The following is an 18,987-nucleotide window of genomic DNA, read 5'->3' on the forward strand; positions in this document are numbered from 1 at the left end:
GGTTACGGCGGTCATAGCGTGGGGGAAACGCCCGGTCCCATTCCGAACCCGGAAGCTAAGACCCACAGCGCCGATGGTACTGCACCCGGGAGGGTGTGGGAGAGTAGGACACCGCCGGACACACATTAGGTCGAGACCCCCCAACCCACCACGGGTCGGGGGGTCTCCCACATTAACCAGCATGAGCACATTTAGCAGGGCAAGCCCCGACCACCACGGCCGGGGCTTCCCCATTTAACCCCTGTTTAGCCGTTCCAGAACCCGCTGAGTTGCTCCGCGAGGGACCGACCTTGGTGGTAACCGGCCTGCGCAGCCGCCGGGCGCATTGACACGTCCATCGCATTGGCTCCGAACATGTGCTCGGAGTCGCTGTCCGGGAAGATCGTTTCGACCCTGCTGCCGCCGGCGCGTAATGCGTCCACCTGTGCCGCAAGATGCAGGCCCCACTCCAGTGGAGTCCGCGTTCTGCCCCCAAATGGTGACAGCACCAGGACCCGTGCGTATCCTGCTGCCAGGTCGGCATTCTCCGCGTTGGACCGGTAACCCCCATCAATGTATCGGCCGTCGCCAATGCTAAAGGCAAACCCGCTGGCGCAACTGGCGGCTACAGCATCCACCAGTTCGACTCCGCTGTGATGATCGAAGACGACCGGCTGACCGGTCTTGGCATCAACCGCCGTGATGAGTACTCTCCGTTTCGGCCACGCCAGACTTGGCAGACGGGAGGCGACGGTTGCACGCCACTGCGTTTGCCGTGATTCGTCCGCCGAAGCAGGCAACTCGAGCGCTGCAGCGCCCATCTTGCGGCGCATATCCGCAGGATCCGTAGAGGCCTCGATGATTTTTCGCGTTCTTTCCAACTGGTCCACCACTTGCCGCCCTGGATTGGACTGCCCTGGATTGGACTGCGCTGGATTGAGCTGCGCCGGATTGGGCTGGGTGGGATTGGCCGGAGGAGTGGCCTGCGGTGGCCGCAGTCTTTGCGGCTGGGGTTGGGCGGCAAGGGTAGCGGCATACAGCTCTGAAGGGCTCGCGCCAGCCAGCTGTGCCGCTGCCGTGGAGCCTGCTGACGTGCCGATCGTCAAGTCAGCTCCGGTCACATCCATGCCGCCATCGGACAATCCGGCGATGACGCCGATCAGCCACGCATTGCCTGTGGATCCGCCGCCGCCAAGGACCAAGGCCCGGCCGCTTCTATGCCCAGGAGTCGTGGTGGGTTTTTCCCCCGGCTGATCCTGAGGGGACTGTGGCTGCTCAGTGGTGGTCGTCGATGAGACGGGCAGAGTAGAAAGAGGTGTTGTGTTCATGGGAGTCGCCTTTCGCGAATTGCCTCTGTGGCGCTCCCGCTGGCGACTAGATCAGTCGCGAGATCGTGTACTGCGGGGGAGCACCCATTGCGGATACTGCGTTCATGGGTCTCACCTCCTGTTGATAGATCACGATCAACGGGACTCTAACACCGCGCTAACGGGCTGCGCAACCAAGCCATCCCCCAGCACCCCTGGGTGTACACGGTTGCCGGGGGAAATGAGCGTTTCCGCACCGGTACAGTTGGTGGTCATGGACAGTATTTTCAGTCATCCCGAGCCGGAGCCCGGGCCCTCGTCACAGGACACCAACGAACTTGAGCCCTTGGTGGTGACAGTGGTGGTGCCAACCAGCGTTTCACATGCCTTTTTGGGTTTTACGGACCATCCTCATCTGTGGTGGCCCCTCGAAGAGGAGAGTGTGTTCGGCGTGGGATCACACGTGGAGTTCGAGGAGAACCTGATCCTCGAGACGGCCGAGGACGGGCGCACTTCTGTCTGGGGAACCATCGATGACTGGCAGCCCCCGATGTCCTTCCACGCGAGCTGGTATCCGGCGAGCACGCCTCTCTGGTCCACAGAATTGAGGGTCTCGTTCCGGGCGGTGGAGGGTGGCACGGAGGTGCGCTTGGTTCACGACGGTTGGGAAGGCGCCGAGGATCCTGCTGCCAGCCGGGCATCGTATGCGGAAGGTTGGCCTCGTGTCCTGGAACGCTATGTACGGTTCATGGGCGGGACCGTTGCCTAGGGTCAGGCGACTTCGTGCTGAAGATTGGTGTCTGCTGAGGAAAGTCCGGCTGGAAATGCTGGCGGACACGCCCATGGCTTATGTCGAAAGCCTGGAGGCGGCGCGGCGGCAAACGGATGCGCAATGGCAGGAACGGGCTGCCGCTATGGCCGGCGATTCGAGTGTGACGTTGGTGGCTGACGGTGGCGTGGACGAAAGCCGGTTCTGTGGGCTCATGAGGGTTGTCCTGAAGAATCCCCAAGACCAGCAGAAGCCACTCCAAGCCATGCTGATAAGTGTCTACGTTGCCCCCGAACATCGAGGTTTGGGATTGGCGGATGAACTCCTTGACCAGGCGTGCGAGGCTGCCCGGATCGACTTGGGCGCCAAGCTCCTGGAGTTGGGCGTTCACGAGGACAATACGAGGGCGTTGGCTTTCTACCGGAGGCACGGTTTCAACCCCACAGGGGACAGCCGGCCTTATCCCCAGGACACGTCCAAGCGGGAACTGGCCATGGAAAAGGTGCTGGAGGGGTAGCCCTTTTTCCCGGGGAGCAGCCCTGGCCTAGGCGGCGTCGTTCCTGGGCACAGCCGTGCTCGAACGAATCACGAGCTTGGTGGGATGTTCAGTATCAGCAGGTTCAAGGACCAGGCCATTGTTGATGGCGCCCAGCAAGGTGCGCACAGCCAGGGCTCCTTGTCCCTTCGCGTCCTGGTCGATGGTGGTGAGGCCCATGACCTTCCCGAGGTCGTGTCCGTCGATGCCGATAACCGAGAGGTCCTCGGGAATCCGCAGGCCGAAGTCACGCGCAGCCAGTATGGTGCCGATGGCCATCTCGTCTGATGCAGCAAACACCGCGGTCGGTCGCTCTGGTGCGCCCCCCAGCAGTTGCCGGGCTGCGGCGTAAGCGCCTTCGATGGTGAAGTCAGCGGAAACGATCCATTCGGGCAGAACCGCGCAGCCGGCGTCGTTCATTGCTTTCTCGAACCCACCGCGCCGCGTCCCGGGAAGCTGGAAGTCCTGCTCGTACGCTTCTTCGCCGGTCATGTGGGCGATCTTGCTGTGACCCAGGCGGATCAAGTGGTTTGTGGCTTGCTGTGCGATCGCGGAATCATCGATCCGAATGGTCGACGCTCCCCGAAGGGGGCCGCCGATGCCCACGATCGGCCGGTGAACGGCAAGGAGTTGCTGCATCTCGTCTTCGCTAAGCTCCAAGGAGACCGCAATGACCGCGTCTACGCGCTTGCGCAGCAGGAAGTCGTTGAACACGCTGTGCCGGTGTTGGGGGTCTTCGCCGATGTTGTAGAGCGTGAGGTCGTATCCCGCGCTCAGAAGCGCAGCGGAGGCACCCTCGATCACCGCCGAATAGAACCAGCGGTGGACAGAGGGAACCACCAGGCCAACATTGTGGGTACGGCCGGAGGCAAGGCTGGAGGCGTGATAGGAGAGCACGAAGCCAAGCTCGGCTGCTGCTGCACGTGCGCGTTCCCGACTGGCGGGGGAGACGTTGCCTTTGCCACTGAGCGCGCGTGAAACCGTGGCAACGGAGAGCCCCGATCGCTCGGCTACGTCCTTAATGCCGGTCATGCTGCTCCTCGGTGGGAAAGTTAGTTGGTTGTGAGCCAGATGCTCTCCCCCGAGCTTAGTAGACCCGCGCCAAGTAGATCCGTGCCCTGCAGATCGGAGCCCAAGGCAAGGGCGCCATCTGCCGTTGAACTCCGAAGGATTACCTTGCCCTCGGGAAGCGGCATGGGCTCGTTACCCACGTTCATGATCACCAGGGTGTCGCCGTTGAGGTATGCGAGCGAGGACTCGGTGCAGTAATCCTCCACCCAGGCCAGGGAACCCTGGCCCAATCGACGTTCGGCGCGTTGGGCAAGCATTTCCCGGTAAAGGTTAAGGTGCGACGCCGGATCCTCCTGCTGCTTGTCCCTCGCCAATGCCGCCCATGACTCTGGTTGCGGCAGCCAGGGATCCTGGCCATGGCCGAAACCGGCGTGCAACTCCGAGGAACGCCACGGCAACGGCACACGGCAGCCGTCGCGGCCTATCCTTTCTCCGCCGGTCCGGGCGAAGGTGGGGTCCTGGCGCATGCTCCCGGGAATGCTTGTGGAGTCAGGCAGCCCAAGCTCTTCCCCTTGGTACAGGTAGGCGCCACCGGGGAGGCCAAGCATGAACATGGTGGCCGCGGCAGCCCGCCGTCGTCCGAGTTCTTCATTGGGCTGTAAGTCGTCGGCGCCGATTCCGTCGCCATCGCGGGGACCCGGCCCGTCGTAACCGAATCGGGTGGCGTGCCGGACGACGTCGTGGTTGGACAGCACCCACGTGCTCGGTGCGCCAACCGCGTCCAGCGAGACCAGAGAATCGGTGATGATATGGCGGAGGCGGTTCACGTCCAGGCCAGCGTGCAGGTACGGGAAATTGAAGGCCTGGTGCATCTCGTCAGGCCGGACCCACTGAGCCCGCCGGGGCAGGGGATCGACATTGGCTTCGGCGCAGAGGATTCGGTCGGAGCCATATTCCTCCAGGATGGAGCGCCAGCGCCGGTAGATATCGTGCAGCGCGGGCTGTCCGAACATGGGCGCCTCGTGGCCGGGGAAGCCGTGCGAGCTGTTGCCATCCGCGCGTCCACCCCAGTTGGGCAGGCCGGCTGCCTTGACCAGTGCGTGGGCAACATCCACCCGGAAACCGGAAATTCCCCGGTCCAGCCAGAATCGGAGGACCCGCTCAAACTCGGCGTGCACAGCATCGTTGTCCCAGTTGAAATCCGGTTGCGAGGAATCAAAGAGGTGCAGGTACCACTGCCCGGGCCGGCCATCCGGTTCCACAATCTGGGTCCAGGCGGGGCCACCGAAATGGGACTGCCAGTTGTTGGGAGGCTCGCTTCCGTCAGGTCCTTGGCCGTCCCGGAAGATAAACATGTCACGCTCGCGGCTGTTCGCCGGAGCCGCGAGTGCGGCCTGGAAGGCGGCGTGTTGGTCCGAGCAGTGGTTGGGAACGAGATCTGCAATGACCCGCAGGTGCAGCCGGTTGGCTTCGTAGATCAGGGCGTCGAAGTCCGCGAGGCTTCCAAACAGCGGATCGACATCGCAATAGTCGCTGACGTCATAACCCGCGTCCCGCTGCGGTGAGCGGTAGAACGGCGAGAGCCAGACGGCATCAACGCCCAGTTCGGTGAGCTGGGCGAGTTCGTGCGTGATACCCGCGAGGTCGCCGATTCCGTCGCCATTGAGGTCCCGGAAGGACCGCGGATAAATCTGGTAGATGACCGCGGAGCGCCACCATCCGTGAGCCGCGGAGGCCGAGTGGACGGGCGTCAATGTAGCGAAAGCTGCAGAGGGCGCGGACGCCTCAACTGGGAGCAATGAATCAACAGACATGAACACATGGTAGAAGACCACGCACCCAATTGGAAACGCTTACAGTGAAAGTGACCCTCCCAGGACAACGTTACGGAGTGTCGTGGTTTACCAACTCGCATTTAGACATGTACGCTGTGGAAGCGCTTGCAGTTGTGAGCCGCATCACCGACGCTGCCGCTGGGCCTGGAGCCCCCGCCGTCGAAGCACATAAGGAAAGGGACACCAATGAAGGTGCATAACACCCTCGCGACTCAGACCACCCGCCGCGTCTTCGCTACCGGCGCGATCTCCGTGGTCGCAGCCCTGGCCCTGAGCGCCTGTGGCGGCACTGCCTCCACCGCTCCCAGCTCGGAAGCCGCAAAGCAGGACCTCAAGGCAGCCGGCGCCGGCACCATCACCATGTGGGTGGACGCCGAACGATCGCCGGCGTTGAAGGACATCACCGAAAAGTTCAAGTCCGACACCGGCATCGAAGTCAAGCTCGTAGTGAAGGACTTCGCTGCGGTCCGCGATGACTTCATCACTCAGGTTCCTACCGGCCAAGGCCCCGATCTGATCGTTGGACCGCACGACTGGATTGGAAAGTTCGTTCAAAACGGTGTGATCGCACCGGTGGAACTGGGCGACAAAGCCAGCCAGTTCCAGGATTCTTCTATCAAGGCCATGACCTACAACGGCGCCGTCTATGGCGTCCCGTACGCCATCGAGAACATTGCCCTCCTCCGCAACACCAGCATCGTGGACAGCAAGGCGAACACCCTGGATGAGGTAGTGGCCAACGGCAAGAAGGCCGTTGCAGAGGGCAAAGCCACGTTCCCGTTCCTGGTGGGCATGGATCCCAAGCAGGGCGATCCGTACCACCTGTACCCGTTGCAGTCCTCCATGGGTTCGCAGGTTTTCGGTAAGAACGCCGACGGCGGTTACGATGCCAAGCAGCTTCTCATCGGTGACGCTGCCGGCGTCGAATTCGCCAAGAAGCTGGCGGCCTGGGGCGACGCCGGTGAGAAAATCATCAACTCCAACATCACCGGCGACATCGCCAAGGAGAAGTTCCTTGCCGGAGAATCCCCGTACTTCCTGACGGGCCCATGGAACGTGCCGGACGTTCAGAAGAAGGGCATCAAGTTCGCAGTTGATGAGCTGCCCACGGTCGGTGGCGAAGCTGCCCAGCCATTCATTGGCGTCAACGGGTTCTTCATCAGCGCCAAGAGTGCCAATGCCCTGGCCACCAATGAATTCGTCACCAACTACCTCACCTCCGAGTCCGCTCAGGACTCCATGTACACGGCAGGCGGTCGCCCGCCGGCACTCAAGGCATCCTTTGAGAAGGCAGCCAGCGATCCCGTCGTGGAGGCCTTCGGCAAGATCGGCGCCACGGGCGTGCCCATGCCGGCCATCCCCGAAATGAGCGCCGTCTGGGCTGACTGGGGCGCCACGGAACTGGCCATCATCAAGGGCCAGGGCGATCCCGCTGAAGCGTGGACCAAGATGGCCGCGAGCATCAAGTCCAAGATCGGCGGCTGACGCCGCAACCGGTGATTCCCCCGGTCTGCCCGGGGCCGGACGGTGCCCGCCGTCCAGCCCCGGCCCCACCGTCCGGCCCGTGCCCGCCGCAAACTGCTTTACTCCAAGGATCCAAAATGCCAAAGCCAGATCTCCACGAACTGCCAGCCAGCACAACGAGTACGACGCGGGTGCAGCCGCCTCGCGCTGCTGCCCACCAGAACGCTGCCCACCAGAACGCTGTTCACCAGAACGCTGCCCGCCTCAATGTACGAAGCGGCCGCCGGGGCCCCGACTCCCTCAAGGGCACCATCCTTAAGATCGTGCTGTTGGGCCTGGTGGATGCCTTTGCTGTGTACGTGCTGATGATGCTGTTCCTGAGCCAATCGTGGGCAGCGCTGGTTGTGTCCTCACTGGTGGTCCTGGCTATTAACTGGATCTATTTGCGCAAGGGCGGGCTGCCGGCGAAGTATCTGGCTCCGGGTGTGCTGTTCCTGCTGGTGTTCCAGGTCCTGGTGGTGTTCTTCAGCGGTTACATCGCCTTCACCAATTACGGCGACGGGCACAACAGCACCAAGGAAGACGCCATCGCGGCCATCCAGTTGACGGCTCAGAAGCGCGTCCCGGATTCGCCCGCATACAAGGCAGCAGTGCTGACCAAGGGCGGCACGTTCTACCTGTTGTTTACTGACCCGTCCGGCAAAGCTCAGATAGGCAGCACCCAGGAGCCACTCTCTGAGGTCTCCGGGGCGGGAAAGGATTCCACCGGCAAGGCCAACTCCTTGCCTGGCTACGAAACACTGAAGTTCCAGGAGATCGTGGCCAACCAGCAGGAAATCCTGAAGATTACCGTTCCCGTTTCAGAGGATCCCTCTAATGGGACCCTGCGCACCGCGGATGGCAGCACGGCCTACCAGTTCAAGCCAGCACTGAGCTACGACGCCGCCACCGATACCTTCACTGACAGCGAGACCGGCAAGGCCTACCGCGACAGTGGCAAGGGCGCCTTCGCGGACGCCAACGGAGAGACGTTGGCCACCGGCTGGAAGATCGACGTCGGCATGAATAACTTCGCCCGGGCCTTCACCGATCCGAGCCTCCGCGGTCCACTCCTGGGCGTGATCCTTTGGACGTTCACCTTCTCCGTAGCGTCCGTTGCCTTGACCTTCGCCGTGGGGCTTTTCCTGGCCATCACCTTCAACCGTGAGGATCTCCGCGGCAAAAGGGTTTACCGGATCCTGATGATTTTGCCCTACGCTTTCCCGGCGTTCCTGTCCGGTTTGGTGTGGTCGGGCATCCTCAACCCCGAGTTCGGCTGGCTCAACCAGACTCTGCTGGGCGGGGCGAACATTGGCTGGCTCACGGACCCAGTCCTGGCCAAGGTCAGTGTGCTGGTGGTCAATGTGTGGCTCGGATTCCCGTACATGTTCCTCGTTTGCACCGGGGCACTCCAATCCTTGCCAACAGAAATTGATGAGGCTGCCCGCATGGATGGAGCGTCCCCTTGGCGCGTCTTCCGCTCCATCAAGCTGCCGCTGCTGCTGGTCTCGGTTGCGCCGCTGCTGATCTCCTCCTTTGCGTTCAACTTCAACAACTTCAATGTCATCTACATGTTGACCGGCGGCGGGCCGCGCTTTGCAGACACCGATCGCGATATCGGAGCCACGGACATCCTGATCACGTTGGTCTACAAGGTGGCGTTCGGCCAAGGCACCGGTCGCGACTACGGACTGGCCAGCGCGCTCGCCATCATCATCTTCATCATCGTGGCCACGATTTCGGCCATCAGCTTCAAGCAGACCAAAGCACTCGAGGACGTGAACTAATGAGCGAGGCACAGGTACGCACCCTCCCCACCATTGAACAGGCTCACGACGGCGGTCCCGCACCGTTGGTGCCAAAGCGGCGTCCCTTTGGGGTTTGGTTCAAAGACAAAGGCTGGCGGCACGCCGTCGGCATCGTAACCACCATCTTTGCCGTGTTCCCGCTGCTCTATGTTTTGTCGGCAGCACTGGACTCCAACGGCACCTTGGTAGGCTCCAACGGTCTGTTCTCCAGGTTTGATACCGGCAACTTCATGGCGCTCTTCAACGATCCGAGCCGTCCCTTCGGGCGCTGGTTCCTCAATACCCTGGTGGTGGGCCTGGTGACGTCCGCCGCCACAGTCTTTCTGGGGGCGATGGCCGCCTACGCGTTCTCCCGCATGCGCTTCAAGGGCCGCCGGGTAGGACTGTTGACCCTGCTCCTGCTGCAGATGTTCCCGCAACTGCTGGCCGTCGTCGCGATCTTCCTCCTCCTCAGCGGTATCTCGGAGGTGATCCCGGCCCTGGGCCTTGGCAGCCAGCTGGGGCTCATCATGGTGTACCTGGGCGGGGCGCTGGGCGTGAACACATACCTTATGTACGGGTTCTTCAACACGGTCCCGCAGTCCGTGGACGAAGCTGCAAAGATCGATGGCGCCAGCCACATCCAGATCTTCTTCGGCATTATTCTGCGCCTGGTCACTCCCATCCTGGCGGTTGTTGGGCTGCTGGCATTCATCGGTATCTCCAGCGAGTTCGTGATCGCCAGCGTTGTCCTGACCGATCCTGACAGCCAGACACTCGCCGTCGGGCTCTATTCCTACGTGGCACAGCAGCGTTCCGAGAATTGGGGCGTCTTCGCCGCCGGCGCTGTTATCGCCGCTATCCCGGTCATGGCGCTGTTCCTCTTCCTGCAGAAGTACATCGTCAGCGGACTTACGGCCGGCTCAGTGAAAGGATGACAATGACGCTTGTCATTCCACATCACGACGGATCCGCTCTTCATGTTTCGGGTCCTGCTCCCGGACGGATTTCCCTGGGCAATATTGTTCGGCTCCGGCTGCGGGTTCCGCAGGAGTGGGGTTCCGCGTCCCGCGTTTGGGTCCGTTCCTTGCAGGACGGCGAACCACGCTACGACGCCGCGATCCGGCTCGGCACCATTGATGGCTGGGACTGGTGGGAAGCAGCCATGTTGGTGGCCAATCCTGTGGCTAAATACCGCTTCCTCCTGGAAATCGAAGCAAACAGCCGTGTCGGAACCACGTCCGGTGCTCCCACCAGCAGCGCAAGTGGGCGGCACTACTGGAACCTCAACGCCCAAGGACTTTTCAACAGGGACGTTTCTGATTCAGCGGACTTTCGCCTGACCACGTTTGCCCCGGCACCGCATTGGCTGCATCGGGCCACGATGTACCAGGTGTTTCCGGACCGCTTCGCCCGCTCTGCCCAGTCCGATGCGCACCCGCTACCGGACTGGGCTGTGGGCAGCTCGTGGGACGAGCCAGTGGTGGCTACGGGGCGGGAAACGCCCATTCAGTTTTACGGCGGCGACCTGCACGGAATTACGGGGAAGCTGGACCATCTCCAGGAACTGGGCGTCGATGTTCTTTATCTGACACCGTTCTTCCCTGCCCGTTCCAACCACCGCTACGACGCCTCTACCTTCGACTCCGTGGACCCCCTCCTTGGCGGGAACCAAGCGCTGGTGGAGCTGGTAGAGGCGGCGCATTCCCGGGGTATTCGTGTGATGGGCGACCTCACCGCCAATCACACTGGCGATGCACACGACTGGTTCGTGAAGGCGCTCGCCGATCCCGGCTCAGAGGAAGCGGGCTATTACTACTTCAACGAGGACCATTCGACGTACGAGTCGTGGTGGGGTGTGCCGTCGCTGCCCAAACTCAACTGGTCTCCGGATGCCCTCCGGCGGCGTTTCGTGACGGACGACGATTCAGTGGTTGGCCGCTGGCTCAAGCCGCCCTTCAACCTGGATGGCTGGAGGATAGACGTCGGCAATATGACCGGGCGCCTTGGCTCCGTGGACCTGAATCACGAGGTTGCACGGCTTATCGCGGAGCGGGTTCGCGAGATCAACCCCGATGCGGCCTTGTTGGCCGAGTCCACCTCCGACGCCGCGACGGACTTCACGGGTGAGCACTGGCACGGTGCGATGACGTACTCCAACCTCACCCGGCCTTTGTGGTCCTGGCTTGCGGGGGATGCGCCGCACGTAAACTTCTTCGGCTCGCCCCAGGCTAGGCCCAACAAGATCGAGGCCGAAGACTTCCTGGCCACGCATCAGGAGCTCGCAGCAGGATTTAGCTGGGGTGTGCGAAATAACACCATGAATGCGCTCAATACGCATGACACCGCACGCGCAGCGACAGTAATGATCGACGGCGGCCAGGAAGTTGGCGCCATGCTCACCTTCACCCTGCCGGGCATCCCTGTCTTGTTCGCGGGAGACGAGTTCGGCCTTGAAGGTTTCAATGGCGAGGACTCCAGGACGCCCATGCCGTGGGGTTGGCAGGAAGAAAAATCCGGCCGCCAGCCTGTCAAGGACCTGCTTTCCTTCTACTCAGCGCTGGGGCAGATCAGGCGTGAGCTGCCGGCGTTGACCGAAGGCGGGGTGCGCTGGATCCACGCTGAAGGTGACGCGCTGGTCTTCGTGCGAGAGACGGCCGGTTCCGCAGTCATGGTCATGGCCGCCCGCGACTCTGCCCAGGTCCCCGTGGACAACGCCGTCCTTTCCACGGCTCAACTCGAATCGCTGTCCGCCGCACCGGTGCACTGCTTTGGGAACATCTCGACGAGCCGGGGGATAGGGGGCGATGTGCTTCTGTGCGCCGACGGAATTTCAGCTGGCATCTGGACCCTGCCAGGAACCGATGTTCCCACGGTGGCGGGCGGCGCTGACTAGACTGGGAGCACTGAAAACTCTGCGAAGACTGCCGATTTGGCGTGTCCGCGGAGCTCATGTGTGAAGGGACCACCTTGTCGGACGAAACGGCTATGGCCGGAACAACAGAGGAAAGCATCAAAGGCCGCACAGTCGGCCGCCAGGAAGCTGACCAGCAAACGGACGCGAGCCACAGCGCCTTCTTGCAGAGCCTGGCCGCCGGACTGCACCCAGGCCAGATCGCGGAAGATGAAGCCACCCTTACCGTCTATTCCGTAGATCAAGGGCCATTGCTGGAACGGCACTTGCCACTCGCCGTCGTGTGGGCCGAATCCGTGGCAGACGTTCAAAACATCGTTCGCAGTTGCGCTGCCCACAAGGTGCCAATCGTCGCGCGAGGTGCCGGGACGGGTGTCTCGGGAGGCGCGCACGCCACCCAAGGCTGCATCGTACTCAGCCTGGAACGGATGAACCGCATCCTGGACCTCAACCCCGACGACGAGACCGCCGTCGTCGAACCTGGAGTCATCAACGCTGACCTGAATGCCGCAGCCACCGAACACGGGCTCATGTATGCGCCGGATCCGGCGAGCTACAAGATGTCCACCATCGGTGGCAACGTAGCCACAAACGCCGGGGGGCTGCGCTGTGCGAAGTACGGTGTGACACGGGATTCCGTGCTGGCCTTGGACGTTGTGTTGTCCGACGGATCACTGCTCCACACTGGGCACCAGACCTTCAAAGGCGTTGCCGGATACGACCTCACGGCGCTGCTGGTGGGCTCCGAAGGAACACTCGGAATTGTGGTGGGCGTGACGGTCCGCCTGAAATACCTGCCCCGCGAGGTCCACACCATCGCCGCGTTCTACCAAGACTTCCGCAGCGCCGCCGCAGGCGTCCTGGCAGTAGGCAAAGCCCGGGTCCAGCCAGCCATCATGGAGCTCCTGGACAACGGAACACTCATACAGCTCGATGAGATGAACGGCTCAGACCTGCAAACCCGTGGCAAGTCCTTGCTGTTGATCCAGACGGACGGTTTTGGAGCTGCCGCCGAGGCCGACGTCGTCCGTCAAGTACTCGCCGAAGGCGGCGCCACAGTCACCACCGAAGCCAGCGAAGAAGCCGAGATGCTCGTTGAACTACGCCGCAACAGCCGCGGCGTGGAAATGGACGACGAATTCAGAGTAGGCGAGGACATCGCTGTTCCGCGCTCCCGGCTGGTGGACTTCGTCGCCGAACTCGAAGCCATGGCCGACCGCTTCCAAGTCCGCCTCAAAGTGGTGGCCCACGCCGGAGACGGAAACCTCCACCCCACCTTCTGGATGGACCGGGTAGACCCCGCCACGGATGCCGACGCCCTGGTACGCCTCAACGCTGCATTGGATGAATCGATCAGGATCGGCCTCGAAATGGGCGGCACGATTACTGGTGAACACGGCGTGGGCCAGTACAAGCTCCGTTGGCTTGGACTGGAGCAACCTGAGCCCGTGCGGGAATTGCAGCGGCGGATCAAGGAGCTGTTCGATCCTGCAGGGATTCTGAATCCGGGGAAGGCTATCTAGCCGCGATTCATCCCCCTACGGACTATTCACCCTCGCATGCGGGGGTGAATAGTCCGTTAGACGGGGTTCGGCCACTGTTGGCGGGCTATGCTCCGGCGTATCCTCTGCGATATGACCAACTCAACGTCTGGCGACAACACCCCCAATACCCCCGCCACTGAAGTCCTGGAGACCAACGAATGCTGGGAACTCCTCCGTGGAGTTTCCGTGGGCCGGCTTGCCGTGTGGGTGGACAATCACCCGGATATCTTTCCGGTGAATTACAAGGTGGACCACGGGACCATGGTTTTCCGCACGGGGGAGGGCACCAAGCTTCATGCCGCCCTTGGTGACGCTCCTGTTGCGATCGAGGCTGACGGTGTGGATGCGGAAACCGGAGTGGCCTGGAGCGTGGTGGTCAAAGGGCAAGCTTCCGCCGTGAAGCTGACGCAGGACGTGCTGGATACCATTGGCCTCCTCCTGTTTCCTTGGGAAGCGGGGCAAAAGGACCAGTTCATCCGCATTGTTCCATCAGACGTATCCGGGCGCCGCTTCAAGGTGACGCCGCCCGCGACCTGGTGGACCCCGCTGGATGATGCACCAACCGCCAGGGGCGAGTAACGCTCAACGCCGAAAGCCACTCTTGCCGGTTACTCAGGCCGTCGTACAGTCAGGCGAAGAACAAGTCAGGCGACGAACAACCGCGGGTCCAATGATGCCTTGAACCGCCCTCCGACGAGCTGTTTCCACCCGTGTATGCTCGGTTGGAACGCTGACCGGCGCCGGCCGGCGAATGGAGCGGACGCTGGCATGAAGGGAAGTTTGACAGTGGCTGAGGCGACGCCGGAAACCGGGAATGGCCGCGATGACGAGGCCCGCGCGGAACAGGTCTACCAACTGGTGTTGGAGGGGATCGTCACGGGCACCTTCGCGCAGGGTGGGCGCCTGCGCGAACGGGAACTGTCCGACATGTACGGCGTCTCACGGATCCCGGTCCGTGAAGCCATTCAACGCCTGGAGCAGGACGGCTTCGTGGCCACCTTCCCGCGCCGCGGCGCCGTGGTCCGGCAACTCACACTCACCGACGTCAACGAGCTCTTCGACGTTCGCCTTTGCCTGGAAACGTTCGCCGCGAGGATGGCTGCCACCCGCGTTGCCGAAGGCCATTCCGCAGGTCGGCTCGAGGAACTGATGGAAGCCTCCAATGCCGCCATCGATGAGGACCGCGCAGACGATGTAGCGCTGATCAGTGCCGAGCTGCACGCCGAGATCGTGCGTCTCTCCGGCAACAGGCTGCTGATTGAGTCCGTGAAGCCACTCTTCGGCCGCATGCGCTGGATTTTCGGATTGGCACACAACCGCAGCAACGAACTCCAACGGGACGAACACAAAGAGCTGTGCAACGCCATCCTGAAAGGCCGGCCGGACCTGGCCTACTCACTGGCGTACACGCACATTGAGCTCGGCCGGGAACCCGTCCTGGCAGGCCTCGCGGAGACCCTGGAACCCTGAGTTAGTCGTCCGAGTCCGGGTACTCGTCCACTTCGTCGTACCGGCCTGACTCCTCCACCTCAACCTCAAGGATCTTGAGCATCTCGGTGTCAGGGTTCAACATGATGGCAGCTTCGTCCCTGCGGTGCTGCAACACGGTGTCCAGGTAAGACTGCACGGTCTCTGCCAGCGGGATGTAGCGATCCTGCTTCTGGCTCATGTACCAGCGGTGCTCCAGGACCTCGTGCACAACTTCGGCCGGTTCCAACTTGCCGGCAAGGTGCCGGGGAATAGACCGCACGATCGGCTCGAAGATCTGGCTGACCCAGGCGTGGGCGCTGATTTCCTCGTCCAGGTCAGGGTTGTTGTCCGCCCTGAACTGGTCCATATCGTTCAGCAGCCGGCGGGCCTGGTTCTCCTGGGCGTCCAACCCAGTGAGGCGCAGCAAGCGCCTTTGGTGATGGCCGGCGTCGACGACTTTTGGCTGCAGCTGGATGGTTGAACCATCCGCCGTTGTCTTGATGGCATATTCCTCGACGTCGAAGCCGAGCTCGTTGAGACGGCGGATGCGGGCTCCCACGCGCCAGCGCTCGCCGAGTTCGAAGGATTCCTTCTCCGTCAGCTCAGCCCAGAGCCTGCGGTAGCTGTCCATGATGAGCTCACTGGTAGCCACAGGATCAACCTTTTCCTCGATGAGCCCGCCGTCCAGGAGGTCCATCAGCTCACCGGCGATGTTGACGCGGGCGATCTCCAGATCGTACTCGCGCTGACCCATGGACAGGTCCGGGTAGAGCTCGCCGGTTTCGGCATCCACGAGGTAGGCGGCAAAGGCACCGGCATCGCGACGGAACAGCGTGTTGGAAAGCGAGACGTCACCCCAGTAGAAGCCAATGAGGTGCAAGCGGACAAGCAGCAACGCCTGGGCATCGATGAGGCGCGTCAACGTGTCCTTGCGCAGCATCTGCGAGAAAAGTGCCCGGTAGGGCATGGAAAATTTCAAGTGCCGGGTGACCAATACCGGGTTCAGGGGTTTGCCATCGGCAGTGGTGCGGCCGGTGATGACGGCCACGGGCTCAACACAAGGAACATCCAGCCGTGCCAGCTTCCGGAGCATGTGGTACTCGTGGCGGGCAACATGCTCGGACGTTTCCTTGATGGCGATGACGGATCCACCCAAATGGGCGAAACGCACGATGTGCCGGGAGATACCGCGGGGGAGGGCCGCGAGATTCTCGGCTGGCCAGTCTTCAAGCGCAATGTGCCACGGTAGGTCCAACAGCTCAGGATCCGCTGCCGCAGCAGTGATATTAAGGGACCCGATGACGCTGGCGGGCGGAGCGGTATCCTGCGCGCTGGCCGCTTCAGTCCTGGGGAGCTTGCCGATCTGCCCGTAGTCGGTCGGTTCGTCGTGCCACTGGGCTTCGTTTTGCTCGCTCATGCTTCAATTGTTCCGTACTCGCCGGTGTTGGCGTTCATTGCTGCGGGAAAGGGAAACTCAGATATCGCGGACCACTCGACGTCGGGTGCTGCCTGGAACGTGACGCCCTGCCTCGTGAGGCGCTCACCCAAGGCGCCCAGCCGACGTCGGAAGTCACCAAGGTCCCGCGCGTCCTGGGCCGACCACGCCACTTCCGCCAAGGAAACGGCCCTGGGATACAGGAGCCAGTAGGCCTGCTGGTTGTTGCGGACTGTCTCTGTCCACAGCGGACCTTCGACACCAAGGATCCTGTTGTCCTGCAGGCCGCCCTGGGCGGGATTCCAGTCGTAGTACTCGGCCCATGTGAACGGCCCGCCGTCCACCCACTCAAGGCCGATGGGACTGGTTGCTTCATACTTCTGGTCCAAGTAGGTGTTTGCCGCTGGGGACATGATCATCAAGGACCCCATGTGCTCTGCCTTCTGAACCAAAGGGGGGAGGTCGCCGAACCAGTACTGCACGACGTCGCCCTCACGGAGGTCCACGGAGGCGTACTCGTTCCAGCCAACTACTTTCTTGCCGGTTTCATCCGCAATCCGCACGAACTCCTGCGTCATGCTGACGTAATGCTCGTGATCCGTTACCAAAGCTTCGTCGCCCCCGATGTGCAGGTAGGGGCCGATAGTCATCGCTGCCAATTGTTCAAGGACTTCCCTGACAAACTCATACGTCACAGGAAGGGCCACATCCAACGTGGACCAGCCCACTGCTGCCGAAGTGCTCATGCTTGCGGCACGGCCATCCGGGTTGAGCTGCGGTATGGCTGCAAGGGCCGCATTGACGTGGCCAGGGAGATCGATTTCCGGGACCACCAGGACGTTCCTCGCAGCGGCGTATTCCTGGATTTCCCTGTAGTCCTGTTGGGTGTAGAACCCATCCCGACCACGGACTGGTACCGCAGTGGGGAACTCCACGGCGCCTGCTCCGCCGATTTCCGTGAGCTTGCCATAGTCCAGGCCCGAGGGATTCGCCTTGGGTGTCCGGATTTCGATACGCCAGGCCTGGTCATCCGTCAGGTGCAGATGCAATGCGTTGAGCTTGAACTGGGTCATGACATCTATCTGCTCCTTCACCTCTTGGACCGTGAAGAAGTTCCGGGCGACGTCGAGCATGAGGCCGCGATACGCGAACCTGGGTGCGTCCTTAATCTCGACGGCGGGAATCACCCAGGTGCCGACGGTCCTGTTGTCGCTGTTGTTCGAATCGTCCGCGCCGGTGATGGAGTGTTCAATGGCGGGCGGGAACAGCTGACGGAGCGTTTGGACTGCGTTGAAGAGGCCGGCAGGGGTTGTTGCCGTGAGGCGTGCACGGTCGACGGTGACCGATAGCTGGTACGCTTCCGGACCGCCGTCGAGCGTTTCCATGAAGTCCATGGAGATGTCGCCCGCATTGGCCGTCTCGACGATGGGGAGAGCGAAACCTGTGCCGCGGCGAAGCAGCATCGCCAGTTGCTCTGCGACCGGGACGGCAGCTGGGCTCGCCGCGATCCGGGCAGTGGGTGCAAGCGTGAAAGCCTGACCGTCCGAGGGTGCGATGTGCGCGGGGCGGGGGATCAGGTTATCCGTGGTGTTCATGCAGTTCTTTCTGCGGAAAGGTTAACGCGAGAGCGGCCCGACCGGGAAGGGTCGGGCCGCTGTCACACTGCGGATTTTTGCCGGTGGATTAGTCGCCCAGGCGGAGTCCGGTCTTGGTGTCGAACAGGTGCACGTGGCCGGACTGCGGACGAACGAAAATGGACTCGCCCTTCATCGGGGGGCGGCGACCGTCAACGCGGGCGACGATGTCGTGGCTCTTGCCATCCAGGATGGTGTGGCCGTAGACGTAGGCATCGGCGCCGAGTTCTTCGACGACGTCAACCTCAACCTGCAGGCCTTCGCCGTTGCCGACCGTCTCGAGGTCTTCCGGACGTGAACCAACGGTAACCGTCTGTCCGTGTGCTTCTTCGAGGACGTCGCGCTTGACCGGGTAAACCGTGCCACCGAACTGAACGCCGCCGTCGACGACCGGAAGTTCCAGCAGGTTCATGGCGGGGGAGCCGATGAAGCCTGCAACGAAGACGTTCTGCGGGCGGTCGTAGAGGTTGCGCGGGGTGTCAACCTGCTGGAGCAGGCCGTCCTTGAGGACTGCAACGCGGTCACCCATGGTCATGGCCTCAACCTGGTCGTGCGTCACGTAAACCGTGGTGACGCCGAGGCGGCGGGTCAGGGATGCGATCTGCGTACGGGTCTGGACACGGAGCTTGGCGTCAAGGTTGGACAGCGGCTCGTCCATGAGGAAGACCTGGGGGTTACGGACGATTGCACGGCCCATGGCAACACGCTGGCGCTGACCACCGGAGAGTGCCTTCGGCTTGCGGTCCAGGTATGCCTCAAGGTCAAGAAGCTTGGCGGCTTCGCGAACACGCTCGGCGCGCTCTTCCTTGGAGACGCCGGCAATCTTCAGTGCGAAGCCCATGTTGTCCGCAACAGTCATGTGCGGGTAAAGAGCGTAGTTCTGGAAGACCATTGCGATGTCGCGGTCCTTCGGGGGGACATCCGTGACGTCGCGGTCACCGATCAGAATGCGGCCGGCGTTCACATCCTCAAGTCCTGCGAGCATGCGCAGGGAGGTGGACTTACCGCAACCGGAGGGTCCAACGAGGACCAGGAATTCGCCATCGGCGATGTCGATGTTGAGTTTATCGACGGCGGGCTTATCTGTGCCCGGGTACAGACGCGTAGCGTTATCAAAAGTAACTGTAGCCACAGTTATCAATCCCTTCACCGGCAGGTACGTGCCGGACGATCCGTTGTGAATGGTTCATTTTCTTCAGTTGAACTCCCCGGCCAATGGCCGGGGAGGATCGTGTGACGTCGCACGGTACTGTGCGTCACATCA

General features: G+C 62.2%; 15 protein-coding genes and 1 rRNA gene. 10 read left to right on the top strand and 6 right to left on the bottom strand.

Going from position 1 to position 18,987, the window contains the following annotated elements; genetic code table 11:
- The first annotated feature begins 3 nt into the window (after positions 1–3).
- Positions 4–120: ribosomal RNA gene (gene rrf, locus AC1DD5_RS08410) — 5S ribosomal RNA — on the top strand.
- Positions 121–245: 125 nt separating this feature from the next.
- Here the strand turns inward: rrf and AC1DD5_RS08415 are convergent.
- Positions 246–1,307 (bottom strand): patatin-like phospholipase family protein, encoded by a 1,062-nt coding sequence (locus AC1DD5_RS08415; protein ID WP_477518017.1) that lies wholly within the window; start codon positions 1,305–1,307, stop codon positions 246–248.
- 220 nt (positions 1,308–1,527) lie between these two features.
- Here AC1DD5_RS08415 and AC1DD5_RS08420 point away from each other — a divergent pair, with 220 nt between their 5' ends.
- Together AC1DD5_RS08420 and AC1DD5_RS08425 are read left to right on the top strand one after the other, a co-directional pair.
- Positions 1,528–2,055: an SRPBCC domain-containing protein gene (locus AC1DD5_RS08420; protein WP_477518018.1), complete on the top strand. Its 528-nt coding sequence runs from the start codon at positions 1,528–1,530 to the stop codon at positions 2,053–2,055.
- Between the two features lie 55 nt (positions 2,056–2,110).
- Positions 2,111–2,572 (top strand): GNAT family N-acetyltransferase, encoded by a 462-nt coding sequence (locus AC1DD5_RS08425; protein WP_477518019.1) that lies wholly within the window; start codon positions 2,111–2,113, stop codon positions 2,570–2,572.
- Between the two features lie 27 nt (positions 2,573–2,599).
- Here the strand turns inward: AC1DD5_RS08425 and AC1DD5_RS08430 are convergent, their stop codons facing one another.
- Together AC1DD5_RS08430 and AC1DD5_RS08435 are read right to left on the bottom strand one after the other, a co-directional pair.
- Positions 2,600–3,622: a LacI family DNA-binding transcriptional regulator gene (locus tag AC1DD5_RS08430; RefSeq protein ID WP_477518020.1), complete on the bottom strand. Its 1,023-nt coding sequence runs from the start codon at positions 3,620–3,622 to the stop codon at positions 2,600–2,602.
- A 20-nt stretch (positions 3,623–3,642) separates the two neighbouring features.
- Positions 3,643–5,415: a glycoside hydrolase family 13 protein gene (locus tag AC1DD5_RS08435; RefSeq protein ID WP_477521139.1), complete on the bottom strand. Its 1,773-nt coding sequence runs from the start codon at positions 5,413–5,415 to the stop codon at positions 3,643–3,645.
- Between the two features lie 207 nt (positions 5,416–5,622).
- On the opposite strand from AC1DD5_RS08435, the gene AC1DD5_RS08440 reads away from it, so the two are divergent.
- The 7 genes from AC1DD5_RS08440 (at position 5,623) to AC1DD5_RS08470 (ending at position 14,654) form a co-directional block, all read left to right on the top strand.
- On the top strand, positions 5,623–6,921 hold the full coding sequence (locus AC1DD5_RS08440; RefSeq protein WP_477518022.1) for a sugar ABC transporter substrate-binding protein: 1,299 nt from the start codon (positions 5,623–5,625) through the stop codon (positions 6,919–6,921).
- Between the two features lie 116 nt (positions 6,922–7,037).
- The gene (locus tag AC1DD5_RS08445; protein ID WP_477518023.1) at positions 7,038–8,726 is read left to right on the top strand and encodes an ABC transporter permease subunit; all 1,689 of its coding nucleotides are present in this window, start codon (positions 7,038–7,040) and stop codon (positions 8,724–8,726) included.
- Positions 8,726–9,664: a sugar ABC transporter permease gene (locus AC1DD5_RS08450; RefSeq protein WP_477518024.1), complete on the top strand. Its 939-nt coding sequence runs from the start codon at positions 8,726–8,728 to the stop codon at positions 9,662–9,664. The genes AC1DD5_RS08445 and AC1DD5_RS08450 overlap by 1 nt, the downstream gene beginning before the upstream one ends.
- A gap of 2 nt (positions 9,665–9,666) precedes the next feature.
- Positions 9,667–11,622 (top strand): glycoside hydrolase family 13 protein, encoded by a 1,956-nt coding sequence (locus tag AC1DD5_RS08455; RefSeq protein ID WP_477521140.1) that lies wholly within the window; start codon positions 9,667–9,669, stop codon positions 11,620–11,622.
- 92 nt (positions 11,623–11,714) lie between these two features.
- Entirely contained in the window at positions 11,715–13,163 is a 1,449-nt protein-coding gene (locus tag AC1DD5_RS08460) for an FAD-binding oxidoreductase (protein WP_477518026.1), read from the top strand.
- 87 nt (positions 13,164–13,250) lie between these two features.
- Complete coding sequence (locus AC1DD5_RS08465; RefSeq protein WP_442019266.1) at positions 13,251–13,763, top strand: pyridoxamine 5'-phosphate oxidase family protein; 513 nt, start codon at positions 13,251–13,253, stop codon at positions 13,761–13,763.
- 189 nt (positions 13,764–13,952) lie between these two features.
- Complete coding sequence (locus AC1DD5_RS08470) at positions 13,953–14,654, top strand: GntR family transcriptional regulator (protein ID WP_442006717.1); 702 nt, start codon at positions 13,953–13,955, stop codon at positions 14,652–14,654.
- Between the two features lies 1 nt (position 14,655).
- Here AC1DD5_RS08470 and AC1DD5_RS08475 read toward each other — a convergent pair whose 3' ends face one another.
- The 3 genes from AC1DD5_RS08475 to AC1DD5_RS08485 form a co-directional block, all read right to left on the bottom strand.
- Positions 14,656–16,071 (bottom strand): DUF4032 domain-containing protein, encoded by a 1,416-nt coding sequence (locus AC1DD5_RS08475; protein ID WP_442006718.1) that lies wholly within the window; start codon positions 16,069–16,071, stop codon positions 14,656–14,658.
- Positions 16,068–17,684, bottom strand: a complete 1,617-nt coding sequence (locus AC1DD5_RS08480; RefSeq protein ID WP_477518028.1) for a beta-N-acetylhexosaminidase — start codon at positions 17,682–17,684, stop codon at positions 16,068–16,070. Before AC1DD5_RS08480 ends, AC1DD5_RS08475 begins: the two co-directional genes overlap by 4 nt.
- An 88-nt stretch (positions 17,685–17,772) precedes the next feature.
- A complete protein-coding gene (locus AC1DD5_RS08485) occupies positions 17,773–18,855 on the bottom strand; it encodes an ABC transporter ATP-binding protein (protein ID WP_431118474.1) in 1,083 nt (360 codons plus the stop codon).
- Positions 18,856–18,987 lie beyond the last annotated feature (132 nt).

It is taken from the genome of Paenarthrobacter sp. 10L420, from assembly GCF_056395385.1.